At 58.9% G+C, this 23,269-nt stretch carries 29 protein-coding genes; 28 read left to right on the forward strand and 1 reads right to left on the reverse strand.

Features of this window, described 5'->3' with window-relative positions; genetic code table 11:
• Window positions 1-319 precede the first annotated feature (319 nt).
• From EP165_RS17130 to EP165_RS17270, 28 genes are all read left to right on the forward strand, one after another.
• A complete protein-coding gene (locus tag EP165_RS17130) occupies window positions 320-1,657 on the forward strand; it encodes a terminase large subunit (protein WP_245440203.1) in 1,338 nt (445 codons plus the stop codon).
• Window positions 1,658-3,856, forward strand: coding sequence for a portal protein (locus EP165_RS17135; protein WP_127524066.1), 2,199 nt, complete (start codon window positions 1,658-1,660; stop codon window positions 3,854-3,856).
• A 12-nt stretch (window positions 3,857-3,868) separates the two neighbouring features.
• Window positions 3,869-4,231: a hypothetical protein gene (locus EP165_RS17140; RefSeq protein WP_127524067.1), complete on the forward strand. Its 363-nt coding sequence runs from the start codon at window positions 3,869-3,871 to the stop codon at window positions 4,229-4,231.
• Window positions 4,228-4,473 carry a hypothetical protein gene (locus EP165_RS17145; RefSeq protein WP_127524068.1) on the forward strand — a complete coding sequence of 82 codons (246 nt, stop codon included), beginning with the start codon at window positions 4,228-4,230 and terminating at the stop codon, window positions 4,471-4,473. Before EP165_RS17140 ends, EP165_RS17145 begins: the two co-directional genes overlap by 4 nt.
• 56 nt (window positions 4,474-4,529) lie before the next feature.
• A complete protein-coding gene (locus EP165_RS20575; protein ID WP_206075938.1) occupies window positions 4,530-5,558 on the forward strand; it encodes a hypothetical protein in 1,029 nt (342 codons plus the stop codon).
• A gap of 5 nt (window positions 5,559-5,563) precedes the next feature.
• The gene (locus tag EP165_RS17160; protein ID WP_127524071.1) at window positions 5,564-6,541 is read left to right on the forward strand and encodes a DUF5309 domain-containing protein; all 978 of its coding nucleotides are present in this window, start codon (window positions 5,564-5,566) and stop codon (window positions 6,539-6,541) included.
• A 66-nt stretch (window positions 6,542-6,607) separates the two neighbouring features.
• Window positions 6,608-7,039, forward strand: a complete 432-nt coding sequence (locus EP165_RS17165) for a hypothetical protein (protein WP_127524072.1) — start codon at window positions 6,608-6,610, stop codon at window positions 7,037-7,039.
• Between the two features lie 150 nt (window positions 7,040-7,189).
• A complete protein-coding gene (locus EP165_RS17170) occupies window positions 7,190-7,819 on the forward strand; it encodes a hypothetical protein (protein WP_127524073.1) in 630 nt (209 codons plus the stop codon).
• A 53-nt stretch (window positions 7,820-7,872) separates the two neighbouring features.
• Window positions 7,873-8,211, forward strand: coding sequence for a hypothetical protein (locus tag EP165_RS17175; protein WP_127524074.1), 339 nt, complete (start codon window positions 7,873-7,875; stop codon window positions 8,209-8,211).
• Window positions 8,212-8,214: 3 nt separating this feature from the next.
• Entirely contained in the window at window positions 8,215-8,556 is a 342-nt protein-coding gene (locus EP165_RS20580) for a hypothetical protein (protein ID WP_206075939.1), read from the forward strand.
• Window positions 8,556-9,194 carry a phage adaptor protein gene (locus EP165_RS17185; protein WP_127524076.1) on the forward strand — a complete coding sequence of 213 codons (639 nt, stop codon included), beginning with the start codon at window positions 8,556-8,558 and terminating at the stop codon, window positions 9,192-9,194. The genes EP165_RS20580 and EP165_RS17185 overlap by 1 nt, the downstream gene beginning before the upstream one ends.
• Window positions 9,194-10,717, forward strand: coding sequence for a hypothetical protein (locus tag EP165_RS17190; protein WP_127524077.1), 1,524 nt, complete (start codon window positions 9,194-9,196; stop codon window positions 10,715-10,717). Before EP165_RS17185 ends, EP165_RS17190 begins: the two co-directional genes overlap by 1 nt.
• Window positions 10,714-11,091: a hypothetical protein gene (locus EP165_RS17195; RefSeq protein WP_127524078.1), complete on the forward strand. Its 378-nt coding sequence runs from the start codon at window positions 10,714-10,716 to the stop codon at window positions 11,089-11,091. Before EP165_RS17190 ends, EP165_RS17195 begins: the two co-directional genes overlap by 4 nt.
• Window positions 11,081-11,473, forward strand: a complete 393-nt coding sequence (locus EP165_RS17200; RefSeq protein ID WP_127524079.1) for a hypothetical protein — start codon at window positions 11,081-11,083, stop codon at window positions 11,471-11,473. The genes EP165_RS17195 and EP165_RS17200 overlap by 11 nt, the downstream gene beginning before the upstream one ends.
• The gene (locus tag EP165_RS17205; RefSeq protein ID WP_127524080.1) at window positions 11,470-12,225 is read left to right on the forward strand and encodes a hypothetical protein; all 756 of its coding nucleotides are present in this window, start codon (window positions 11,470-11,472) and stop codon (window positions 12,223-12,225) included. The genes EP165_RS17200 and EP165_RS17205 overlap by 4 nt, the downstream gene beginning before the upstream one ends.
• Before the next feature lie 14 nt (window positions 12,226-12,239).
• Complete coding sequence (locus tag EP165_RS17210; protein WP_127524081.1) at window positions 12,240-13,325, forward strand: hypothetical protein; 1,086 nt, start codon at window positions 12,240-12,242, stop codon at window positions 13,323-13,325.
• A complete protein-coding gene (locus tag EP165_RS17215; protein WP_127524082.1) occupies window positions 13,326-14,942 on the forward strand; it encodes a hypothetical protein in 1,617 nt (538 codons plus the stop codon).
• 1,008 nt (window positions 14,943-15,950) lie between these two features.
• The gene (locus EP165_RS17220) at window positions 15,951-16,883 is read left to right on the forward strand and encodes a hypothetical protein (protein ID WP_206075940.1); all 933 of its coding nucleotides are present in this window, start codon (window positions 15,951-15,953) and stop codon (window positions 16,881-16,883) included.
• Window positions 16,884-16,948: 65 nt separating this feature from the next.
• Window positions 16,949-17,857, forward strand: a complete 909-nt coding sequence (locus EP165_RS17225; RefSeq protein WP_127524084.1) for a hypothetical protein — start codon at window positions 16,949-16,951, stop codon at window positions 17,855-17,857.
• Window positions 17,858-17,862: 5 nt separating this feature from the next.
• A complete protein-coding gene (locus tag EP165_RS17230; RefSeq protein ID WP_127524085.1) occupies window positions 17,863-18,276 on the forward strand; it encodes a hypothetical protein in 414 nt (137 codons plus the stop codon).
• A gap of 3 nt (window positions 18,277-18,279) precedes the next feature.
• Window positions 18,280-19,296 carry a hypothetical protein gene (locus EP165_RS17235; protein WP_127524086.1) on the forward strand — a complete coding sequence of 339 codons (1,017 nt, stop codon included), beginning with the start codon at window positions 18,280-18,282 and terminating at the stop codon, window positions 19,294-19,296.
• Window positions 19,297-19,406: 110 nt separating this feature from the next.
• Entirely contained in the window at window positions 19,407-20,228 is an 822-nt protein-coding gene (locus EP165_RS17240) for a glycoside hydrolase family 19 protein (RefSeq protein ID WP_127524087.1), read from the forward strand.
• 4 nt (window positions 20,229-20,232) lie between these two features.
• On the forward strand, window positions 20,233-20,475 hold the full coding sequence (locus EP165_RS17245; RefSeq protein ID WP_127524088.1) for a hypothetical protein: 243 nt from the start codon (window positions 20,233-20,235) through the stop codon (window positions 20,473-20,475).
• The gene (locus tag EP165_RS17250; RefSeq protein ID WP_127524089.1) at window positions 20,475-20,936 is read left to right on the forward strand and encodes a hypothetical protein; all 462 of its coding nucleotides are present in this window, start codon (window positions 20,475-20,477) and stop codon (window positions 20,934-20,936) included. The genes EP165_RS17245 and EP165_RS17250 overlap by 1 nt, the downstream gene beginning before the upstream one ends.
• Window positions 20,933-21,217, forward strand: a complete 285-nt coding sequence (locus tag EP165_RS17255; RefSeq protein WP_127524090.1) for a hypothetical protein — start codon at window positions 20,933-20,935, stop codon at window positions 21,215-21,217. Before EP165_RS17250 ends, EP165_RS17255 begins: the two co-directional genes overlap by 4 nt.
• Before the next feature lie 239 nt (window positions 21,218-21,456).
• A complete protein-coding gene (locus EP165_RS17260) occupies window positions 21,457-21,693 on the forward strand; it encodes a hypothetical protein (protein ID WP_127524091.1) in 237 nt (78 codons plus the stop codon).
• A gap of 2 nt (window positions 21,694-21,695) precedes the next feature.
• Window positions 21,696-22,163 (forward strand): hypothetical protein, encoded by a 468-nt coding sequence (locus tag EP165_RS17265; protein ID WP_127524092.1) that lies wholly within the window; start codon window positions 21,696-21,698, stop codon window positions 22,161-22,163.
• An 82-nt stretch (window positions 22,164-22,245) separates the two neighbouring features.
• A complete protein-coding gene (locus tag EP165_RS17270) occupies window positions 22,246-22,491 on the forward strand; it encodes a hypothetical protein (protein ID WP_127524093.1) in 246 nt (81 codons plus the stop codon).
• 514 nt (window positions 22,492-23,005) lie between these two features.
• Here the strand turns inward: EP165_RS17270 and EP165_RS17275 are convergent.
• Window positions 23,006-23,218, reverse strand: a complete 213-nt coding sequence (locus EP165_RS17275; RefSeq protein WP_127524094.1) for a hypothetical protein — start codon at window positions 23,216-23,218, stop codon at window positions 23,006-23,008.
• Window positions 23,219-23,269 lie beyond the last annotated feature (51 nt).

The following is a 23,269-nucleotide window of genomic DNA, read 5'->3' on the forward strand; positions in this document are numbered from 1 at the left end:
GAATTGCGGGAACCGTCAGAGCGGTTAGATGCCGCCAAAGCTGCGGCACCCTACGTACACCCAAAGCTATCGTCGGTCGAAATGAATGCGAGCGTGAACGTCTCGCACGAGGACGCTCTTGGCGAGCTTGAGTGACCGCGAGATTGCGGTAAGGCAACGGCTCAAGGACGATTTCGCGCATTATGCGTCTCGTTGCCTCAAGATCAGGCCGAAAGACCCAAGGGAAGGCAACAAGCCCTTTTCTCTAAATCGGGCTCAAGAATACCTCCATGAGAAGCTTGAGGAACAGCGCGCCAGGACAGGCCGCGTCAGGGCCTTAGTGCTGAAGGGAAGACAGCAGGGCATTTCGACCTACATCGGCGGGCGCTTCTATCACCGAGTTACGCATAGCCGGGGTGTCAGGTGCTTCATTCTCACGCATGAGCAGGACGCGACCGACAACCTTTTCGGCATGGTTGATCGTTACCACGACAATTGCCCGGCGCCGGTGAAGCCATCCACAGGCGCATCAAACGCCAAGGAACTGTATTTCGACAAGCTGGACAGCGGCTATGCGGTCGGCACGGCGGGGACAAAAGCCGTGGGCCGCTCCCAGACCGTTCAGCTGTTCCACGGTTCGGAAGTCGCATTCTGGCCCAATGCGTCATTGCATTTCGCTGGTGTTGTCCAGGCTATCCCCGATATCGAGGGAACAGAAATCGTTCTGGAATCGACCGCCAACGGCATGGGCGGCGAGTTTCATGAGCGCTGGCAGCAGGCGGAGCGGGGCGAGGGCGATTATATCGCCATCTTCATTCCGTGGTTCTGGCAGGAAGAGTATCGCAGGCCTGTTCCTGCGGGATTTGAGCCGACCGACGAAGAACGCTCGTACATGGAAGCCTACGGGCTGACGCTAGAACAGATTGTCTGGCGCCGTGCCAAGATTGCCGAATTGAAAGACCCGCTGTTGTTCAAGCAGGAATACCCGGCCAATGCGGCAGAGGCATTCCAGCTTTCTGGACATGACAGCTACATTTCGCCCGAGCTGGTCCTGAAGGCGCGCAAGAATAGCAGTGAGACAAGCGGCCCGCTGGTTATCGGGTTCGATCCGGCATGGAAGGGCGAGGATCGCCATTCGATGGCCTTCCGGCGCGGTCGCAAGGTGTTGAAGGTCGAAAGCCGGGGCAAGCTTGACACCATGCAGGCCGCAGGCTGGGCCAAACAAGTGATCGACAAGGAAAAGCCTGCGCGAATGTTCATCGACGTGGGCGGAGTTGGCGCCGGTGTTTACGACCGGCTGATGGAGATGGGTTACGAGGACATCGTGACCGCCATTAACTTCGGCTCAGCGCCACTGGAGCCGCAGCCCGAGGACGAAAGCGGCAGGCCCAAGGGCGGATTTCTAAACAGACGCGCGGAAATGTGGGGCAAGTCCCGCGAGTGGCTTGAAGAGCCGGGCGGGGTCGATATCCCGGATTCCGATGCGCTTCACGCAGACGCCTGCGCGCCTGGCTACAAATATGACAGCCTCACAAGGCTGGTTCTCGAAAGCAAAGACGACATTCGCCGCCGAGGCATGAAATCCCCGGACGAGTGGGACGCTGTGGCTTTGACGTTCGCGGAGCCGGTGGCGCCACCGGTGAAGATGCCTGAGCGCAAGATGGATTGGGTTGTTTGAATGGCAGCACTGGACGATACCAGGCTGGGCGCTATCGTCTCGGCCCAGATACAGCTTGCCAAGTCGCATGACAGCCGCGAACGCGAGGAGGACCGCTCCAAAGCGCTCGATTACTTCCTGGGCACGGCTGAGTCGATGGCGAAGTATATTCCGCCAGAACAAAACCGCTCAAAGGTAGTCAGCCGCGATACCGCAGACACGATTGGCTGGATGCTTCCGGGCATCATGCGTGTGTTTACTGCATCCGACCGCATGGCTGAGGCAGAGCCGGTCGGTCAGGAAGACATCGAATTCGCACAGCAGGCCACAGACGGCATGAATTATGTCTTCTGGAAGGACAATCGCGGTTATCAGGTCGTCTATAACGCCACCTGGGATGCGCTGCTGACGGGCAATGGCGTTGTCAAGACATGGTACGACGATACGCCGGTCTACACCACGTCATTTCATAGTGGATTGAGCGAGGACCAGCTTGCAGCGCTATTGATGGAGGATAGCACCGGCGAAGCACCGGAGGTTCTGGCCCAGTCATCTGAAATCGTGATTGAGACGGATCCGGAAACGGGGATGACCGTTCAAGCCGAGAGCTATGAGGTCAAGATAAAGCGCAAGAAGGCCGATGGCGTGTTTGTCATCGAAGCCATTCCGCCTGAGCGCTTCCTGATCGATGAAGACGCCATAACGACCGAAGACGCCGCGTTTACCGCCCATTGGGAGCGCAAGAGCCGGTCTGAGCTTATTCAGATGGGCTACGACCGCAAGACGGTGCTGGAAATCCCCATGGCAACTCGTAACGAGACGCCAGAGGAAGCCAGTCGCCGCGCGGCCATGGCGCCGACCGATTCGGCCGACACATCGACAGAGCTTGTCGATTATTACGAGTGCTTTCTGCAAATCGATGCGGATGACGATGGCGAGGCAGAACTGGTGCGCGCCTGCTACGCCGGCGGAGACACTGGCAAGCTTTTGCATTGGGAAGTGTGGGAGGATGAAAACCCATTTGACGACATTCCATGCGAGCCGATTCCGCACCGCTGGAATGCACGTTCGGTCTTCGATGAGACGCAGGACGTGCAGGACATCAAGACCGTTCTGATCCGCCAGGCCCTCAACAACGTCTATGCGACGAACAACCCGCAGCGCTTCGCCAAGGGCAAGATCAAGAACATGGACGAGCTGCTATCGCCAACGTTTGGCGGTGTGGTTATAGGCGAAACGGGCGCGGAGGTCACAGACCTGACGGTGCCCTTCGTTGCCAATCACGCATTCGAGGCGATTGCCTATCAGGACGAGGTTGTGCAACGCCGCACGGGTGTTTCGCGGCAGGGCATGGCGCTTGATCCTGAGACGCTACAGAACCAGACGGCCACAGCTTCCCGTCAACAACATGACGCATCCTACAGCCAGGTCGAGCAGATCGCTCGCAATATGGCGGAATGGGGCTGGAAAAAGGTCTTTCGCAAGCTTCTGCGCCTGATGATCAAGCATCAAGGCCCGCGTTCGCTGATGGTGAACGGCAAGGCTGTCGATATCGATCCGCGTCACTGGAATGCGGATATGGACGTCACGATCAATGTCGGCCTTGGCACTGGTTCGCGTGATCGCGACCTTCTGATGCTTGGCCGCATTCTCGACACCCAGATCGGGCTTGCCGACCGTTTCATGCAGACCGGCGCTTTTGATGAGGCAGTGGACATGCTGCCGAAGATCATCCGCACGATGACCAAGATGGCGGAGAGTGCTGGCATCCGAAACCCGGAGGATTATTACCCGGAATACACGGATGAAAAGGTTCAGCAGTTGAAACAGATAGCAGCGGAACGCAGTCAGCAGCCCCCGCCAGAGCTTCAGAAAGCGCAGATGCAGATTGCAGCCGATGCCGAGAAGGGCAAGGCGCAAATGGCGCTTGAGGACCAGAAGGCAGCGGTACAGGCTCGCGTCAAGCAGATGGAAGCCGAGGCCAACGAACGCCTTGAAACGCAGCGCATGGATAAGGAATTCGCGCTCAAGCAATACCAGATGGACCGCGAATTCCAGTTGAAGACGGCCCAGCTCGACGCCGAACTTGCGCTGAAAGAACGCCTTGCGGTGCGCGAGATGGAAATGAAGCGCGAGCTTGGCTTTTACAACGCCGACACCAAGGCCCAGGTGGCCAGCAGTAAGACATCGGGCGTCCATATGGGCGGCGACCCCGGCTGAAAGGACTGACAGATGCAGCGAGAGTATAACGCAAACGCCACTGCGTGGTCCTATGCCGCAGCATCGGGCGGGATCGACAACAGCATGACCGCAGTGACCATCAAGGCGGCGGCGGGCGCTGGCACGCGCAACTACATCACCGATATTCAAGTCAGTCATGCCACACTGGGCGCAGCGACCGAACTTGCGGTGAGGGATGGGGCTGGCGGGACGGTGCTTTGGCGCATGACCCTTGCAACCGGCGCCAACGAAAACATCGGCGTGCACTTCTCGACGCCTCTGGTCGGCTCGCTCAACACATTGCTTGAGGTCGTTACCCTTACGGGCGTGACCGGCGACGTGCTTGTCAATGCGCAGGGCTTTTCCGCCCCATGACGCCTGAAGAGCGTGATCGTCTGGCAGCGGAAGCCGCGAGGCTAATGGACAACGAAGCGTTTCAGTGGGCGCTGGCATCCATCCGTTCGGATGCTCTTGAGGGGCTGGTTTCGACGCCAGCCACCGACACGGACACAATTCGCGACCGCCAGACCAAGGTGAAAGTCGCAGATGAATTTCTTGATCTGATCGAAGCGGCGATACGCGACGGTCAGCCCAGGAAGGCCGCCGGGATCGTCTGATCCCCGTCAATCCGCCAGTCAACCCTAACGGGAACTGGCAACCCAAGGACATTGTTATGGAGACCGACGACACCCTGACCGGTGGCGAAGAGCTGTCTATTGAACAGGCAGCAGCCGCTTTCGCCAAGGCAAACACCAAGGAAGCCAAAACCGGCCAATCCGAGGATGATTTGCAGGAGTTGGACGCGGACGAAAATGCCGACGAAGACCTGACGGAATCCGACGAGGAAGAAGTTGAGGACGAGGACGGCGACCCCGACGAGGAAGAAGGTCAACCCGAAGAGGGTGAGGACGAAGACGAGCCGGAAACCGAAGGCGGACGTTTCGTAGCCAGTAATGGCCGCGTGAAACTGCCGGACGGAACCACGGCCACCGTTGGCGATCTCATTCAAGGGAACCTCCGAGACCGGGATTACAGGCAGAAGACAATGGACCTCGCCGAGCAGCGGCGCACGTTCGAGGAAAAATCTTCAGCCTTTCAGGCATCTGAGAAGCAGGTGAACGAGCAGCGGGAATACATGGTCCGCTTGCTTGAGAGCATAGCGCCGCAACCACCGGACCCGAAGATGATGGAGGAAGACTTTGTCGGATACCATCAGCAGAAGGACAATTACGAGCGTTGGCAGGCGCACCTTCACTACCTGAGCCAGCAGGCGGAGGCCTCCAAGCAGGAGGTCGAACACAAGACCGCCGAGGACAGGAAGCGCAAGGAAACTTCCGAGTGGGAAGCTCTACAGGAAAAGCTGCCGGAACTTCGCGATGAGGCCAAGTTGAAGGTGTTCGCGCAGGACATTCGTTCTGCCGCACTGAACGCCGGATACAGCCCGCAGGAGATAGCCGAGCACGTTCCCTATGATCACCGCATGGCCCTGGTGCTGCGCAAGGCAGCCAAATGGGACAAGCTTCAGGCCAGCAAGCCGAAAGCGCAGGAAAAGATGAAGGGCAAGCCTCCCGTGAACAAGGGCGGCAAGCGCCTTTCCTCCGACGCGCAGAAAGCACGCCGGGCCAATGATGCCATCCATCGTCTCAAGGAAACGGGCACCGTCGAAGATGCGGCGCGTGCCTATCTCGCTTCGAAAGGATAGCCATCATGGCAACCGTAGCCAATACCGTGTTGACCACGGCGGCTGTCGGTAATCGGGAAGAACTGTCCGATATGGTGGACATGATCACCCCGACCGACACGCCGATCTACTCCCTTGCGGGCAAGGAAAAGGCCTCTTCAAAACACCCTGAGTGGGAATATGAAGACCTCGACACGCCCGCCGACAATGCCCAGCCGGAAGGCAACGAATACAGCTTCGACGCCGTTACCGCGCCGACCCGTGTGGGCAACTACTGCCAGATCTACACCAAGACCTTCCGCTTCTCTGGCACTCAGCAGGCGGTGGACAACGCGGGCAACGCCGAAAAGCGCGCCCACGAATTGATGAAGAAAGGCAAAGCGCTGCGCAAGGACATCGAGCTTTCGATCCTTGCCAATACCGCCTCCACCAACACCGACCCGCGCCGGTCTGGCGGTCTTCCGACCTGGTTGACCACCAACGACTCGCGCAACGGCGGCACCGAAGGCGGTTTCTCCAATGGCGTCACCACCGTTGAGAGCACCGGCACACAGCGTGCATGGACCAAGGCCCTGACCGATACCGTCTTGCAGTCGATTTACGATGCAGGCGGCGATGTCACGACTGTGGTCTGCTCGTCCTATAACAAGGGCGTGTTTGCGACCTTCATGTCCGATGCCAACGTGGCGGAGTTCCGTTACGCGGCAGGGCGCGGCACCAACACCATTATCGGTACGGCGGATATTTACGAATCTCCGTGGGGACCGGTGAAGGTTGTTGCCAACCGCGTCATGGGCACCGGTGCGGCGTACGCTCGCCGCGTCTTCGCCCTCGATCCGGGCCGCATCAAGTGGATGACCCTTCGCGCAATCCAGGAAGACAAGGTTGCCAAGACGGGTGACGCTGAAAACGGCGTTCTCATCCATGAAGGCTGCCTGAAGGTCACCAACGAGGCGGCTCACGGTGTGATCGCTGACGTCTACGGCCTGACGGCCTCGACCTAACCGGACAAAGGCTGGGGTTTCGGCCCCAGCCTCCCCATCTCAACCCCAACTAAAAGGACTAGGACAATGGGACTTCGTTTCAATCCGGTGATCGTCACCGACGCCACCACGTACAGCGTCAAGGCTTACAATTCCGGTGTTCTCCACATCTTCCCCGACCTTACGGCGGACATCACGGTTACCCTCCCGACGCCCGAAGACGGCCTGACCTATGAGTTCTGGTACGGCGGCGCTGCCGCCGATGCGCAGGACTGGATTATCAAGACCGGCTCCGACAATAGCGTCTATTTTATCGGCGGCGTCGTTCATATGGACGAGGACGCGGCAGACGCGGAAGTTGCATCCGTCTATTCGGATGGCAATTCCAATTCGCAGCTGACCGTCCTCACGCCCGCTTCCGGCACGGTTCTGAAGCTGCACAGCAACGGCTCCAATTGGTATGTCAATGGCATGGTCGTATCGGCTTCGGCTGCTGCGGCTGCTTTTGCCGACCAGTAAGGTAACCCGGGACAAATCTGAATCATGGAGGGGCTGCTTCGGTGGCCCCTCTTGCTTTTGACGGGCGCTCCCTCGCCCTAAACCACAGGATGAAACACCATGGCACTTAATCTCGGCGGCTCGAAAAACGCCATCCCGAATTCGCGCATCTTGACCAAGCTGAACCAGGCTATTGCCGACAAGATGGAAGACATCGGCACGGCTACGTCTTCCGACATCATGCTCTTTCTCGATGCGTCTGACGACTACACGCTCAAATATGGCGATGCAGCCAACACGCTTCAGCAGGCAGGCATCACGTCGAGCGCGGCTGAACTCAACATCTTGGACGGCGTGACAGCCACCGCCGCAGAAATCAACGGCGCCGCCGATGTGAGCGGGCGGTATGTAGCCATTGCGGACGCAGATTATGCCGTGCTGGCGGCCAACAGCGGCAAGACGCACGTCATCGCCAACGTATCGGCGGATCGCACCATCACGCTTCCTGCTGCGGCAGCGGGGCTTGAATACGTGTTCATGGCAGCTGTCGGCGCGGCTGACGGCCACGACTGGATATTTGTCGCAGGGGACACTTCCGACCTGTTTTATGGCGGGCTTCTTTCGGTTGATACCGATGCAGGCCCGGCGACGGTTGCCCTTGTGGCGGCTGACCAGTCTGACGACGATCAACTGCAAGTCAATCTCCCACAGGGCGGCACCTGCATCCGTATGATTTCAGACGGTAGCTTTTGGTACGTCTCCGGCACGGTGATCTCCGCTGAGGCACCGGTCTTCAGCTAATCAGCAACTGGCGGGGGGCTTCGGCCTCGCCATTCTCTTTTCCAGAGGTACACATGACCGACATCGGTGAAGTCACGGCCAAAGCGCAGGCCAAGCAGACATTGCGCAAGCAGGCCCGCGAATTAGGGCTTGAAGTGGACAACCGCTGGTCTGTCGAGACATTGGCGGAGAAGGTTGTCGAAGCACAGTTCGATGCGGCCGACCGCGCCGATCAGGAAGTCATCTCCAAGTCAGACACCTGGATTTATCTTCTCAAGGGCGCCTGGCCGACTTCCCAGCAGAAGCATTTCGCCGGTGAAGTGATCAAGGTGCCGGAAGAAATGGCGTTCCGCTGGTACGAAGCGGGCGCAGCCCGTCCTGCCCGCCCCACCGAAATCCCCGATGCGGAGTAGGGTATGCCGCCGCTGCCTTCGGCCCACGGCCTAAACTGGCTGCTTTTTGACGATGATCGGGAAATAGGGCGTAAGGTCTGGCTGGGTTACGACGAAAAGGGCAAGTTTCGTGCTGCCCACGTCGAGCAGGAAATTGACGCAGTTCTGGATGCCAATGCGGAAGCCAGAAAGGCAACCGAAGGCCAACGCTTCGGTGATTACAACCGCGTTGCTTCCGTGCCTCTCACGTTCTTCGAAAAGACAGGCCTGGGCGATGCCGTAGACGCTGGCGACCGCCGCTACCTGTCGAAAATCCTGAACGATTCCGATCATTCGCGCTTTCGTACATCGCGGGGCAAAGTCTGATGGCGATCACCGATTATGCTTCGCTGAAAACAGCCATCGGCACGCATTCCAAGGTGTCGTCGCTGGCGACGGACGCCGTGGTGGATGACTTCATTCGCTTCGCTACCGAGTATTTCAATTTTGGCGGCGATCCCGACACCGATCCGCCCTTGCGCACCCGCGATATGGAAGCGGTGAGCGACCTCACGCCATCAAGCGGCGTGTGCACCCTGCCGTCCGATTATCTGCAATATCGGCGCGTGGTGGAAAAATCCTCGCCACGCCGTGAGTTGAGGTTCATTACGCCGGATCAGGCAGAGGTTCTTTATCCGTCTCGTTACTCGGGACCGGGGCTGAATTTCACCATTATCGGCTCAAGCCTCTACACGCTGCCGCTGGTGTCGAACGATGTTGAGCTGACGCACTATCAGGAAATCCCGAACCTCACGAGCGGGAACACGACTAACTGGCTCCTGACCAAGAACCCGCAGGTCTATTTGCGCGCCTGCCTGATGTTCGCTGCCATCTATCGCAATGACGATGGAGCGATTGCGAAGGAAACCGCACTAACCCGGTCGATGGTGGCGGGTATGAACGCGGCAGACATGACCGCGAATTACGCACGCGCTGGCTTGAGCATCAAGGGCTCGACGCCCTGATGATCCCGTTCCCTGAGTTTGCGCCGGATCGTTCCGCCTATTCGCCACAGGCATCGTCGGCCATTCAGAACGTGTTCCCCGTAGCCGATGGCTGGGGACCGATGCCGACGCTGGAGGACGTTTCAGACGCCCTGCCGACCCGCTGCCTGGGTGCGGTGTCGGCCCGTGACCTGACTGGTACATGGTCAACATGGGCCGGGACGCAAACCAAGCTCTACAAACTCAACACGACCGATTATTCGTGGGATGAAGTCACCCGCTCGTCAGGCGGCGACTATAACGTACCCACAGGCGACAGGTGGACAAACACCGTCATCGGCAACACGCTGGTCTCGCACCAGATCGCCGACGATATCCAGTATATCGACCTTGTTTCGGGGACCAATTTCGCGGCATTGTCGGGATCGCCGCCGAAAGCCAAATATTCCTGCATGATGGGCGAAAGCCTGCTGCTCGGTCATCTGGCGAACCTGCCGAATTACATTCAGTGTTCGGCTTATGGCGATATCGAGGCATGGACGCGTGGCGTGGGCGGGGCATCGCGGCAGGAATTGCCGGACGGCGGCGAGGTCACCGGCGTATTCCCGATTGAAAACGGCGCTGTTGTGTTCCAGCGCAACCGCATCAGGCTTGCCACATCGTCATTCGACGCTGCTGGCTTCAATCTGACGATTCTGAACCCGGCCAGAGGGGCGATTGCACCGCTTTCCATCGTTCCCATAGGCTATAATCGCTACTTCTATTTGGCCGAGGATGGCTTTTACATCTTTAACGGGCAAACGGACGAGCCGGTCGGCCTTGAGCGCGTCGATCGCTGGTTTCTGGGCGGCGATTCCGAAGATTTTGTGTCAGAAGTGGACAAGGACAATCTGACCGAGGTCAGGGCATTCCTCGATCCGTTCCGCAAGGCGATTTTCGTCCAATATCCGAAGAAGTCTGGCGGGTCTTATGGCCTGATTGGCCTGAATTACCAGCTGGCCGGTATGGATGGCAGGCCGGGCCGCTGGTTCCTGCTGGATAACAACGTTGAGGAAATCGTCACCATTGCCACCGCTGGCGTGACTGTCGGCGGCATGGCGGCGCTTGGTTACACTACGCTGGCCGATGCAGCGGGAATTGCCGTTGGCGCCCGTATTTTCCAGGGCGGAAAGCCGGTCATCGGTGCGTTCACCACGGATCACAAGCTGGCGTATTTCTCCGGCCAGAACCGCGCAGCAACGCTGGAAACGCCGACAGTCCAACTATCGCCCGGCTATCGCTCATTGCTTCAGGAAGTGGGGCTTGTGGGCGATTTCGACGCCGAGGACGTGACGATACAGATCGGATCTGAGGAACGCCGTGGAGCGGGGCTGTCGTGGGGTAGCGTTGTCTCATGCGAAACGGACGGCTCCGGCCTGTTCAAGACGCTTGTGGATGCCCGTTATCATCGGCTGAGGCTGAATATCCCGGCTGGTGCGTCGTGGGAGTCTGCTGCTGGCGTTGACGACGCTGAGAGCCGGTTTGTCAGGACGGGCCGCACATGACGGTTTCTTTCGATCAAAGGGGCATTCTTCAGCCGCCCGTAACCACGGCACTGAGCACGACAAATGCCACAGACGTTTTTACGCCGACCGGCAAGGGCGTCTACAAGATCGCGCTGATCAAGGTCGCGAATGTGGACACTGGCAATACCTGTCGGGTTGATCTGCACTGGTATGACGGATCGAGCAACAAGCAGTTTTACGAGGGGCAGATCGGGGCTGGTGCCACAGTCGATATCGAGGCGCCGATCCGTCTCGGACTGGCCAGCGAAGGCAACGAACCGGCACAGAAGATCGTCGCTCAAGCTGAAAACGCAAACTACCTCGTTGTAACGGTTTTTGCCGTTCTGGATGCACCGCAAGCCAATGCAAATTGAACTGGCTTCACTGGCCCAGATCGACGGCATCTGGCCGCATATCCGGGACGGGATAGTCAGGTCATGCAAGGGCGGCAACATGCGAGCCGGTTACATCTGGCAGCAATGCCGGTCGGGCAATGCCCATCTGCTGATCGCTCATGACGGCGCGAAAATCTGCGGTGCGGCGGTTCTGCAATTCGAGGACTACGGAAAGACCCTGAGGGGCCTGGCGCTGTGCGGCGAGGACCGCAAGACGTGGTGGCCTCAAATGGTCGATGTGGTCAGGCAGATGGTGAAGGACAACCGCGCCGAGCGCTTCATTGACGAGGGCAGGGTGGGGTTGAAGTCGATCTATCCGAAAGCACGGCTGTTAAGCCAGACATACGAGATCAGGCCATGAGTGGAAAAGAAGAGCAGAAACAGACGCAAAACCAGACCTCAACGCAGTCTGTCGTTCGCGCTCCATATGGGCCGGGCGAGGCAGCGCTGAACAAGGGGCTGGGCGATGCGCTCAGCATGTACAACAGCAACAAGCTTGCGCCTTATGTCGGCATGGATGAGCGCACCGTCTCGGGCTTGAACCAGATGGATACGGCAGCGCAGGCCGGGGCTGGCGGGCTCAACAACGCCTTCAATGCCTACAGCGACTTTGCGTCCGGCAAATACACCGATCCCTACCAGGATGAGAATTACCGCAAGATTCTGGACAGTGCATCTGAACGCGCAACGACCGGCGTGAACATGATGGCCGGTTCGCGCGGCCGCTATGGCTCCGATTTCCATCAGGGCACGCTTGCTCGCGAGCTTGGCAATCTGGAAGCCGATTTTGGCTATCGGCATTTGCAGGATGAGCGCGGCAGGCAGATGGCCGCTGCCGGTGCACTGCCTTCGGCCTTTGCAGCCACGATGATGCCGGGTCAGGCACGCATTGAGGTGGGCCGTGCATTCGAGGCAGACCTCGAGGCGCAGGCAAATCAGCAGGCCAACAATCTTGCCGCACTTATGGCAATTCTGGGTGCAGCCGAGCCTTACGGGTCAGCCACCACAAAGGGCGATTTGTCGGGCACGGTCGGCAGTACGACGCAGAAGCCCACTAATTGGGCCGGTATCGCGGGAGGCGGAGCGCTGACGCTTGCCTCCCTGCTGGCATAAAGGGGACCGTTTGAATGGCTTCCTTGCTTTCTCCGTACCTGCTTGGTCCGGCTCAGCCGATGGCCGCACAGCCGCAGCAATCCGGCCTGAGCGCGCTTCTGGGTAATATGGGCCAGAGTGATCGCGCCATGCGCCTGAAGGACATTCTCGCCCCTGAAATCGCATTGCCGATGGCTGGTGCCATGTTCATGGGCGAAACCCCGCAGCAGTCATTCGGTGGCGCCCTGCAAATGGCCGGTCTGGGCTTTGGGCAGAAGCGCCAGGAACGCGAAGAAACGACGCGGCGAAACAAGACCGCAGAATTGCTGCGCAAGTCGAATCCTGAACTGCTGCCATGGCTTGAGGCTGGCGCGATTTCCCCGGTCGATGCATTCAATGCGATTCGGGCATCTGGCAAGACCGATCTGACCGACGATCTGAAGGAATACCAGTACGCAATCGGACAGGGCTATCAGGGTTCATTCACGCAGTACATGACCGAAATGCGCAAGGCTGGTGCGACAACCGTTGATGCGCGGCAGATGGGAACTGTCCCGCCTGGATATCGCGCTGAGTACGATGAACAGGGCCGTGTTGTGCAGATGGTGCTGATCCCCGGCGGGCCAGCGGCGGCAGAGGTCGAGGCGGCTGAGGGCCAATCGAACGCCCGCATGGATGCGGCAATGACCGCTTCCGATACCGTTACGCAAGCGGCGCAACGCGCGCGTACTGCGGTCGGCAATCAAAACTTCGGATCAGGCGGCACGACAGCAGTTGCCAAAATTCCCATTGTCGGCCCGCTCACAGATAGCGCCGAGGTGGTCCGTCAAACCGATGTCCTGAAATCGTTGGCGGCGGCGGAAAACCTGAATGCAATGCGCCAATCGTCTCCAACGGGCGGCGCGCTCGGTAACGTCACCGAGAAAGAACTGAAGTTGCTTCAGGACAAGTCGGGCGCACTCGACCCCAATAGCCCGACGTTCATCCGTGACCTTGAGGATTATGAGCGGACTCTGTTGCGCACTATTCACGGCAGAGAAGTAGGCGACGCAATTTTTGAACAGACGCGCCGCCAAGGTGGCAACCGCACGTTTTCCGGTGTCCAATGGAGCGTCGAATAGATGCCGACACTCAATATTGAGGGGAAGAGGGTCAAGGTTGACGACTCTTTCCTGAGCCTATCGCCGGAAGAGCAAAACGCGACCGTGGAAGAGATCGCGCGTTCGCTGGGCAATGCCCCGGAAGTTCAGCTGGAAAGCGATGCATCGCGAGAATTTCGCGACTTCGCCAGCATGGCGACACAAAATCCGGCACGCGGCCAGTACGATACAATGCCCGCATGGCAGAAGCCATTGCAGGCCGCCGACGATACTATCCGGCTCATGGCAAACGGCATGACGTTCGGTTATGCCGACAAGATTGCAGCCCTGCTGGAGGGCAACAATGTTCAGGACCAGCGCAGTGAGACACAGGGCGCCCGCAATCGGGCCGGTGGGGCTGGTCTTGCCGCAGAATTGACGGGCGCTGTAGCTACGCCCATGGGCTTGGCCCGCAATGGCGTAACCTTGGCTGGCCGTATGGGTACGGCTGGCATGACTGGCGCTAAAGGTCTGGCCGCTCGCACCGGCCTTATGGCCGCCGAGGGCGCGGGTTATGGCGCATTGACAGCGGCGGGCAACGATCAGGACATCGGCACCGGTGCCGCGCTTGGTGCTGCGGGCGGCGCGCTCGGTAACGTCGCGGCTGAGGGTATTTCAGCCGGCATCAGCAAGGTAGCATCCAAGTTCAATCCGAAGGTGCCGCGCGCGACTGTAAGCGATATCGAAAAATCTGCGCGAGACGCATACCGGCAGGCAGAACAGGCCGGGGTGGTGTTCAACGCCAAGGGTGTGAACCAGCTTCAGCGCAATGTCGTGGATGATTTGACATCTCGCGCCTTCGATCCTGCGAATGAACCCGGCGTTGTACCGGTGCTGAAAAGATTGCAGGCATTGAGCGGTCAGAACCTTACTTTCGAGGGCCTGGATACGCTGCGCAAGGTGGCGTCCAATGGGTTCATTCCCGGAAACAGATCTAACAATGCCGCACTTTCGCAGATCATCGACCGGATAGACGAGCTTGTGAATACGGCTTCGCGCGATAGGTCTGTCGTGCTGATGGGCAACAATCCGAAGGATGCCCAAAACGCTATCCTGAAAGCGCGCTCGCTTTGGTCTCGTGCCCGCAAGCTCGAGACCGTGGAAAAGGCGATCACGCGCGGCGAGCAGAATGCCGCATCTCAGGTCAGCGGAGACGTTGGTCGCACGACAATGGGCCAGCTGAAGCGCACATTGCAGAGCGAGGCCAAAACACGCGGGTTCACGCCCGCTGAAATGAAGGCGCTCGGCTCTGCTGCTGGCTATTCGCCGGGCCAGCGTGTTGCTCATGCGGTCGGCGGGCTGATGCCGCGCGGACGGCTTCTTGCCAGTATTCACGGCGCGACCGCGCTTGGTACTGGCGGTACATCGCTTCCGCTACAGGCGGCGGGCGCTGCCGTTGGCTACACCGCTCAGAAAACAGCGGATGCGCTGGCAAAGCGCTCGGTGAATGAGCTGGTCGATCTAATCGCGAACGGTGGGATTCCGCCGCAGCAGGTTCAGAACGTGGTTCAGCTTCTTGCCAAGTCGAAACGCGAGGCTCTTGCGCGCGCCCTCATGGCTGCTGGCGTCAAGTTTGGAAGCATGTCGTTCGCTCAATAGCCACCCGAGGAACGGGACGAACAGGATAACGAGTGTCCAGTCCAGCCAGTCCAGCGATGGAAAGCCTCGAGCAGTGATAACGGCAGCGATGCCGATTCCGAGGAAGGGTATGACCGAAAGCGAGTGACTGCCGGACGGCTCTTTGTCGTCGGGGTCGGTCAATCGCAGTGTCGCCACTCTTGCTCAGGCTTGTACCAACAGTACCCCACAGCAGCGAGTTTTGCGCCGATTTCGGTGATTTCCGCGCATGCAGCATCACTCTCCGCTTCCGAAACATCGTCGCCAACACGGCAGTCGGCTCGAAGTTCGTAGTAGCGATCAATCAATGCGTCGTCTGCCGCAAGAGCGACTGACGGGGAAAACGCAAGCGCGAAGATCAGTAGATATCGCATCGCTTCAAAATAGTGATCCAAATAAGGCTTGACAATGGCGTCTCTTGAATATTCGCGCGTCGTCGCTGGCGGCCCTGGTTGGACACAAGTGCAGTTGGTCGATGGGCGTATTGTTACGGTTCGTGGTGACCGTGCGATGCGCAACAACAACCCCGGTAATATCGAATACGGCAATTTCACGCGATCAAAGGGTGCGCTGGGGACCGACAATCGGTTTGCTGTGTTTCCTACGAGGCAAGCAGGCCTCAATGCGCAAGCCGACCTGATATTCGAGAACCGGAACTATCGCAATCTCACGCTTGCGCAAGCAATCTCGAAATACGCCCCCGCATTCGAGAACGATACTAGCAGTTATCAGCGCCGGGTTTCTGCGCTGTCCGGCATCCCGCTTAGTACCAAGATGTCGGATATTCCTGCGTCAAAGCGCGCAGACGTTATGGCTGCGATGCACGAGGTCGAAGGCAACACTTCGGCGCGCGTGTTTGATCGTGATGGCAATCGCATCGGGCGAGTCGATAGAAGCGGCCAAATCGATCTTAGGGGATCAGATCAGCCGGCGTGGGGCGCTATTGGCGCTCGGTCGATGACCGGCTACGCAGCGCCGTTAGAGCCTGGTATGCGTGCATCGGTTCCGCCAGTGCCCACCGCGCGCCCGCCGATGACCTATGCCGCCCCCGCTGGCGTCGTTGAACGCGCCCCGCTGCCCTCAATACAGGACATAGCCCGCGCCAAGGATTATTCGGAATACGGCGCCAGTCGCGCTGCTGCATTGCAGCCTGCACTACCTGCCAGTGTTCCAGCACCGCCGACGCTTTCGCGCGCAGAGGATTATTTCGGTCCTGCCGCTGCCATTCCACGCAGCAGGCCAGCCTCACCGGCCTTTGGCGCACGAGCTGCCAGCGGATTGCAGGACTACACCACCCCTGTTGCGATTGATCCGGTCACTGTGCATGCGACGGGACGCGGCGCACCTTCTGTTGGCGCTCGCGGCATTGGTTCTGTTAGCCCGATGGCAGGCTTTGACGAGACAGTACCGGCACCGCCCACTGTGGGCTTCCCGGCGCCGCCATCGGTCCCCGGTCGTGATGCGCGTGTGTCAGCCGCCAAAGGTGCATTGATGGGCGGTCTGCGTGGCGGGCCGCTGGGTGCACTGATCGGCGCGGCTCTTGGCCCGGCAAAAGACAAGGTAATCGGCAACATCAAGTCGAACATGATGGGCATGGACCGCGTGCCGATCTTCAACGGTCTGAAAGACGCCTATCGCGGCATGTTCAACTTCGGCGGCGACGGACTGCTTGGCGGCATGCTGTCCACGCCCGATTTCTCGACGCCAGCATTTGGCGTTGGATCCGGGTATGGCGCAATCGGTTCGGTGTTTAATGCGCCAGGTGGTGCGACGGCCTACTCTCAGTCCAATCCGAATATCTCGTTCCGGTCTCTTGGCAACGGCTTCGTAAGCCGCACGAACAATGAAACCGGCGTCACCTACACGATGGCTCCGGGCAGTTACGACGCCGGTTCGCGCGGCAAGTCCAGCGGCAAGAAGTAGCCAAACCACACATCACGGAAATCCAGCAGGCCGTCCTTCGGGGCGGCTTTTTTCATGGGTGAAGCATGACAGAAATCACCGATCTTTCCGGCACTGATGCATCCAATACGTCAGCTGGCGGATTCAGCATTACCGACAATCTGAACACCGCAAACATCGATGATGTGATGCGTGTCACTTTCGGGATGCTGGGGCGCCAGTTCGCGGCGGATACGATTGCGTCTGCGACGACAACCGATCTGAGCACAAAGCCAGCGCAGGCCATCACCGTCACGGGCACGACCACGATCACCGGGCTAGGCACTGTCAAGGCGGGAACCATCAAGTTTCTGACATTCTCGGGCGCTCTAACCCTGACGCACAACGGAACGTCGCTCATTCTGCCGGGTGGCGCAAACATTTCAACCGCAGCTGGCGATGCGGCGATTGTGGAATCGCTAGGATCGGGAAACTGGCGGTGCTTAAACTATATGCTCGCAGCGGATGGTCCGGCCGGTCGCATTCTTGATGTACAGAGCACCACCAAAGTTGACGTGGCCACTTTTTCGTCGGCCAGCACCGACAATTTCACCGCCTTTTCAGGCATGACGGTTTCGATAACACCCAAGAGAACGACATCAAAAATCTGGGTGATTGCATCTGTGAACGTGTCGCAGTCTGGTGGCGGCTCGGTCATGACCCGTCTTGTACGAGGATCGACCGCAATCGGTGTGGGTACGGCTTCGAGCAACCGTCTCGGCGTTGGCGCGGGCACCCGGCCAGCGGCAACACCATATGATCATGACGCGCAAAACATCGTCATGCAGCATCTGGATTCGCCATCGACCACGAGTGCCGTAACCTACGGCGTCGAAGCGACAGCCGGCAGCGCTTACAACGTAACGGTACAGCTCAACAGCACCAAGCTGGATTCTGATGTTTCCTACGGGTTTCGAGCAGCTTCAACGATCACCGCAATTGAAATCAGCGGGTGAGCGCCATGGATATTCCAGCCGCTCTGAGGCATCTCCGCCCCAGCTCTTCGTGGTATCTATCAGGGACCGACTATTCTGGACTGGATTGGCGCGACGAAAAAACGTCGAAGCCGACGCTCGATGAAATCAGAGCATTCCTGGCCACTTACAACCCGGCTTTGGATATAACCGTGTCCAAGCACAGTTTGTGTGCGGCACTTATCACCGAGGCGGGGGTTCATGATCCCGACAGGTTAATCTACCGCGCAATTCGCAAGGCGGAAAAGACCAGTGCGTTGACCATGAACGATTGGCGTCACGCCACCCTCTTTGCCCGCAAAAGCGCAATATTCAAGGACGAAATTCTGGCAGCAGCCGGGCTTACGCCGTCGCTGTTCGACAGGGTTTGGACACAGGCCGTAGGGGAATCGAGGGAGTAGCCAATGCCGACGACAGTTTATAGCCGGACGCTTCCGTCGCAGTACGGATCGACAGGCCAGTATCAGTACGCTTTCACGCTTCCTGCGATGGCGCACGGAGGCAATTACATTCGCCCGACATGGATAGCTGGTAGCGACGGGCCATTGCGACTGACGAGCGCCTATATCGGCGTCAAGGCACAGTCCGGGGATTTCGACTTCCAGTCCGGCAAAAGCGGCCAGGTGTTGTTTGGCGGCGCTGGCACATCGCAGCTGTTCGCCGCTGGTACGACATTTCAAGGTGACCCGATCCAGTTGTCAACTGTGGCCGGGGATCGCGTCGTCTACCGTTATGATTTTGACCCACCGCCCGGTGTTCATATGGGATATGCCTATGAAGACGGTCTGAGCGCTGCGGAGTTTGCGGGGGGGTACAAATCAGGACTAGGCGGAAGCGGCAACGGCGTCGATGTCGTCTCCGGGTATTCGTCCTATGGCACGCCCGCCACGGCCACATTGATCAAGCTTGAGGTAGCTGACACTCTCGAAGAATTTGACAGTGGTAGCGCGGTTTCCGCATTCAGTTACGACGACTTGCTTTTCAACAATCAACTGGCGGCAGCGGCGGGTGATATTGCCGGCGTGTCGGGTGAATATCTACATGTGTTTCTGAACGCGCCAGCGGGTTCAGGCATTGTGGGTGTCCTCGACAAAGTGATCATTTGTCCGACCGAAGATGCGCTTGTTTCGATCGGTTCGGGCGGGACTGTCAGCGGTATGATCTCTTTGCAGAAATGCAATGCATGGTTCGGCCCAACGCCGACCCCGCCCAAATGCAATGCGTATCACTACACGAGCGCTGTTGTTGTCGGCTCGCAGCACGACCTCTATCGCGCCAAGGCAAATCAGAACTTGGTTATTGAACTTAAATGGCCGCTGGTTGGGTTTATTCCGGGCGCAAGCGCTGGCGTGAATGTCGTTGTCCATACGGCAGGCGCGGGCGCTACCGTGAGCCTGCACTGGCGAGAAATGCCGGAGTAAACCCGAATATGGCACTTGCAGCAATTACGCAGGCCTAGCGGCTTCAAGCCCTTCCACTTTTCGCAATCCAATCAATCACTCTGCCGGTAAACGGCGGAAGGAGCACGGCTATGGTCACTCTTGCTGACTTGCACGCTATTTCAGGTGTGCGGTCGAACTCGGCTACGACAAAGGCGATCCTCGCGGCGTTCAACAAATACGCCGCTGCCTATGGCGTGACGACGCGCCAGCGGATTGCGCTCTGTCTCGCTCATATCAGCGTCGAGACAGGCGGCTTCCGTCGCATGGACGAGAACCTGAATTATTCGGCTTCCCGGCTGCGGCAAGTCTGGCCATCGCGCTTCAAGACTGATGCCGTGGCGCGAAAGTACGCCGGCAACCCGCAGGCGCTGGCGAACTATGTCTATGGCAGCCGTCTCGGCAATAAGGGCCGGCCAAATGCCGGCTGGCTCTATCGCGGGTCAGGGCCGGGACAGGTGACTGGCTACGACAACTTCCTGAAGGTTGAAAACGAGACAGGCATTCCGTTCACCAAGCAGCCCGATCTCATGCGCGATCCAGACATGGGCATGAAGGGCACGCTGATCCTTTGGCAGAAATGGGGCATGAACGAACTGGCCGACAAGAGCCGGGTGACTGCTTCGCGCGAGAAATGGAATGGCGGGCGACATGGATTGGCCGAGGTGAAGGCCGCATGGTCGCGCGGGTTGAAGCGGGGCCTCTCCGTGTCATCCAGTAAGTCGGTCGAATATGAGACCTACCCCGAAGTCGAAGCGAGCGAAGCGACGGGGCCGGAACCCGCGCCCACGGGCAAATCTGACGGCAAGACAAGCATTGTCGCTCTGATCGCTGCTGCCGTGGTGGCTGCTGGTGCGGCTATTGCGAGCTTTGCGTGCTCAATCCCGATCATCTCGAATTTCTGCGGAGGCTAGTCCGATGCTCAAGAAATGGTTCCGCGACAGCGAGACGCTGCTGATTGCCCGGCTCAATGCCTTCATGGGCTTTCTCGCCACGATCACAGCTTATGTCGATCCGGCGCTGATCGAACCGCTTCTGACGCCCAAGGCATTCGCCATCTACGTGCTGGTCAATGGCATCCTGACCGAATGGGCGCGTCGTAGGCGTGACCCCGAATTGGGGAAGGAAGCGGACAGCGAGTTCAACGGGGAGAACGTCTGATGGTGACGTTCCTCGTAACGGCGGGTTCGTGGCTGCTCGGCAAGGTGATGTCGATAGCCGGGTCAAGCGTCGTGCGGGAAGCCATCGGCGTGTTCAACCGCACGCAGGACGGTAATGTTCGGCTGGCAGAGATCGACGCTGAGACCAAGAAGGTCATCTACACCAAGCACGCCGACAAGAGCACTGAACGGCAGGGCATGAAATTCAACGTGCCGGTGTTCGTAGCGGTGATTGCGCTGACCATCGGCGCACCGGCAACGCTGTTCTGGTCGGTCACGCTCTACAACATCTTCTGGTGGGAAAACGGGATCTGGCCGCAGGCATGGCAGATCGCCGCCTATCCGCCCTCCATGCAGATTTGGGCCAACATGGCGATGGAGTGGCTGTTTGATCCCATGGGTCCGCCTGGGGCGGTCGGCGCCGCCGGCGTTGCTGGTTGGCTGACGGGCAAACGCAAATGAGCTGGCGCTTCACCATCATTGTCGCGGGCCTGCTCGTGCTCGGCATGACGCTGGTCGCATTTGCGCAAAACCAGTCATGCGCGCCGATTGCGCACCTGATGCAATGGCTCGCGCAAGAATACAACGAGTTCCCGATCTTTGCTGGGCAGGGAACGCAGCCGGGGCAGCGCGTTATCGTCACGCGCGCCGATTCCGGCACATGGACTGTGATCGCGGTCTCGGGCGATGTCGCCTGCATGGTTGCATCAGGCAGGCAGTCCAAGATGGATAAGGGCACCTGAAACATCGCGCGCTGGGGAGCAAGCGAAGTAGCGGGCCGGAATGCCGTTGGAGCGGCAAGCCGACCCTGACCACACACGATCATTGCCGGATCGCGATATGGCTGTGTCAAAGCGTAGCCGCCATTCGTTTCCGAATTACTGCCAACCCCGGATGAGCGAGGGCGAGAATGACGCTTTGGGAGATCATTCAAAGTGACAAGGTTTGGCCCGCCATAGCGGGTATAGCAGGCGCGGCTGCGATGGCTGCCGCGGACTGGTCTAAGCCTTGGCGTTTTGTCCAGCATGTCGGGGTGGGGACGCTCTGCGCTGCCTTTGCAACGCCGGTGCTCTATCCCGCAATCGCGGCCGTCCTCGGCTGGCTCAATGTCGATCCCGGCCATCAGTATTCCGGGGCATCATTCGTCGTTGGCGCCTTCGGCATTTACGTCATGGAGCTCGCCAGGGCGGTATTCAGGCACAAGACAAAAGGACGGTGATCATGGCAACCATGGTGCAGAGCGTTCAATACGGAGCCCGTGAGACCTGGTGGCGGTTTGTCTGGTTTCTGGCCGTCTTTGGTTCGCTTGTCGCCGTGCTCGCACTCCCGCCGGCCTCGTTCTGGTTCGATGTCGAGCGGGTCCATGTACATGATGCCGTTGAAGGCTCAACGCCGCTGATGGACGTCGATCGCACCATCAAGAGGCCGTTCCGCGGGCATTGGGTTGCCACCGTCATGCGAAAGAGCGGGAACGGCTTCTACACTTTCTGCACTGCGAACGGAGAGAACGATTATTCGCCCGAGGCGCAGTTTCCCGACATCATCGATCTGAACTGGTGGACATGGCCGACGCGGTGCGTGCTGCCGGTTGGCACCTATCAGTTGCGCACACTGTGGACAATCGAGCCGGCGATATTCCCGACCAAGGAGTTGCGCATCACCAGCAACGTGTTCCGAATTACCCGCTGATCTTTTTATCTCCCGCCCAGTGGCTTCGGCTGCCGGGCTTTTTTGCGTTTTCTGCAAAGAAGTCGCCTGATACCGTTATGCGATGCGCGTCAACGGCACGATTCAGGAATGCATCGACAACGGCTATACGATCAGGGCCTATTGCCCAAACGGGCATAACAAGGCGATCGATCTGGTAGCGCTGGCCGACCGGCTTGGCGGCGATCACTCGGCACTGAGGGACGCGCTCTTGCCCAAGCTGCGCTGTTCGAAATGTGGGGAGAAGGCCAACGCGGTCATCGCTTCGCCGCCCTCACGGGCCGATGGATGGCCGGAGCGGAATCGTTGAACTTCCGGGGTGTTTGGGGTAGTCTAAAATGGCACTCGGCTTGAAATAGTCGGGAGAGAGCGCGGCTCTTGAGGCAACTGGCGTTCAGGCGTCCAGAATATCCTTTTTCCGCGAAGTCGTCGGATGCATACGGCGCGATTTCAGCGAGGTCCGCAAGGATAGCCAAGGATTGGGGTTTCCCGGTCGCCTCGCTTCTCACTCTCCAGCGATAATACTCAAACCCCAAAGCACGTACTTCACCCCTTCCAGTGCTATCATGATTATGAAGATGGCAAGCACCAGGTAGAATGTGCGATTGAAGCGGCGGAGGTCAGACATCGTTCGTGGGTTGAAACCCTGCGCACGATCCGCATTTAGGGCACCAGACAAGCTTGCCGGGCTTCCGCCACCCAGTCCAGCCGCAGTTACCGCATTCAACGGGTAAGCGTCGTGGCGGATCAGTTTTGACGACGATGCCGGGGAATTGCACCATCTCGCTCATTGGCCTCAATCTCCTTCTATGTGGTGGGGTGGGCTAGCTGCCGTAAGTCTCTGCCAAAAATATGACTAGCCGCGCGAAGGCAAATCCTGCGAACAAGAACAGGAACATGCGCAACGGTCGTGGCCCTGCCGTAAGTTTGCGAATTTCAGGGTCGGTGAGGCTGACGAAGTCGCGATTTCCTGACCGATACACGTTTAGCTTACGGCCCAAACGGCGCTCCGCCCATTTGATGGTTTTCGTATCCATAGTCCTTCCTCACGTTACACAAGCTATAGGGAATGGGGCTTGGAATTGGGG

The sequence above is a fragment of the Mesorhizobium sp. Z1-4 genome (genome assembly GCF_004000235.1).
Lineage (GTDB): Bacteria > Pseudomonadota > Alphaproteobacteria > Rhizobiales > Rhizobiaceae > RCIO01.

Coding starts and splice junctions, on each gene's coding strand:
- EP165_RS17135 (WP_127524066.1), top strand. CDS start 1,658: ATGGCAGCACTGGACGATACCAGGCTGGGCGCTATCGTCTCGGCCCAG.
- EP165_RS17140 (WP_127524067.1), top strand. CDS start 3,869: ATGCAGCGAGAGTATAACGCAAACGCCACTGCGTGGTCCTATGCCGCA.
- EP165_RS17145 (WP_127524068.1), top strand. CDS start 4,228: ATGACGCCTGAAGAGCGTGATCGTCTGGCAGCGGAAGCCGCGAGGCTA.
- EP165_RS20575 (WP_206075938.1), top strand. CDS start 4,530: ATGGAGACCGACGACACCCTGACCGGTGGCGAAGAGCTGTCTATTGAA.
- EP165_RS17160 (WP_127524071.1), top strand. CDS start 5,564: ATGGCAACCGTAGCCAATACCGTGTTGACCACGGCGGCTGTCGGTAAT.
- EP165_RS17165 (WP_127524072.1), top strand. CDS start 6,608: ATGGGACTTCGTTTCAATCCGGTGATCGTCACCGACGCCACCACGTAC.
- EP165_RS17175 (WP_127524074.1), top strand. CDS start 7,873: ATGACCGACATCGGTGAAGTCACGGCCAAAGCGCAGGCCAAGCAGACA.
- EP165_RS20580 (WP_206075939.1), top strand. CDS start 8,215: ATGCCGCCGCTGCCTTCGGCCCACGGCCTAAACTGGCTGCTTTTTGAC.
- EP165_RS17185 (WP_127524076.1), top strand. CDS start 8,556: ATGGCGATCACCGATTATGCTTCGCTGAAAACAGCCATCGGCACGCAT.
- EP165_RS17190 (WP_127524077.1), top strand. CDS start 9,194: ATGATCCCGTTCCCTGAGTTTGCGCCGGATCGTTCCGCCTATTCGCCA.
- EP165_RS17195 (WP_127524078.1), top strand. CDS start 10,714: ATGACGGTTTCTTTCGATCAAAGGGGCATTCTTCAGCCGCCCGTAACC.
- EP165_RS17200 (WP_127524079.1), top strand. CDS start 11,081: ATGCAAATTGAACTGGCTTCACTGGCCCAGATCGACGGCATCTGGCCG.
- EP165_RS17205 (WP_127524080.1), top strand. CDS start 11,470: ATGAGTGGAAAAGAAGAGCAGAAACAGACGCAAAACCAGACCTCAACG.
- EP165_RS17210 (WP_127524081.1), top strand. CDS start 12,240: ATGGCTTCCTTGCTTTCTCCGTACCTGCTTGGTCCGGCTCAGCCGATG.
- EP165_RS17215 (WP_127524082.1), top strand. CDS start 13,326: ATGCCGACACTCAATATTGAGGGGAAGAGGGTCAAGGTTGACGACTCT.
- EP165_RS17220 (WP_206075940.1), top strand. CDS start 15,951: ATGCGTGCATCGGTTCCGCCAGTGCCCACCGCGCGCCCGCCGATGACC.
- EP165_RS17225 (WP_127524084.1), top strand. CDS start 16,949: ATGACAGAAATCACCGATCTTTCCGGCACTGATGCATCCAATACGTCA.
- EP165_RS17230 (WP_127524085.1), top strand. CDS start 17,863: ATGGATATTCCAGCCGCTCTGAGGCATCTCCGCCCCAGCTCTTCGTGG.
- EP165_RS17235 (WP_127524086.1), top strand. CDS start 18,280: ATGCCGACGACAGTTTATAGCCGGACGCTTCCGTCGCAGTACGGATCG.
- EP165_RS17240 (WP_127524087.1), top strand. CDS start 19,407: ATGGTCACTCTTGCTGACTTGCACGCTATTTCAGGTGTGCGGTCGAAC.
- EP165_RS17245 (WP_127524088.1), top strand. CDS start 20,233: ATGCTCAAGAAATGGTTCCGCGACAGCGAGACGCTGCTGATTGCCCGG.
- EP165_RS17250 (WP_127524089.1), top strand. CDS start 20,475: ATGGTGACGTTCCTCGTAACGGCGGGTTCGTGGCTGCTCGGCAAGGTG.
- EP165_RS17255 (WP_127524090.1), top strand. CDS start 20,933: ATGAGCTGGCGCTTCACCATCATTGTCGCGGGCCTGCTCGTGCTCGGC.
- EP165_RS17260 (WP_127524091.1), top strand. CDS start 21,457: ATGGCTGCCGCGGACTGGTCTAAGCCTTGGCGTTTTGTCCAGCATGTC.
- EP165_RS17265 (WP_127524092.1), top strand. CDS start 21,696: ATGGCAACCATGGTGCAGAGCGTTCAATACGGAGCCCGTGAGACCTGG.
- EP165_RS17270 (WP_127524093.1), top strand. CDS start 22,246: ATGCGCGTCAACGGCACGATTCAGGAATGCATCGACAACGGCTATACG.
- EP165_RS17275 (WP_127524094.1), bottom strand. CDS start 23,218: ATGGATACGAAAACCATCAAATGGGCGGAGCGCCGTTTGGGCCGTAAG.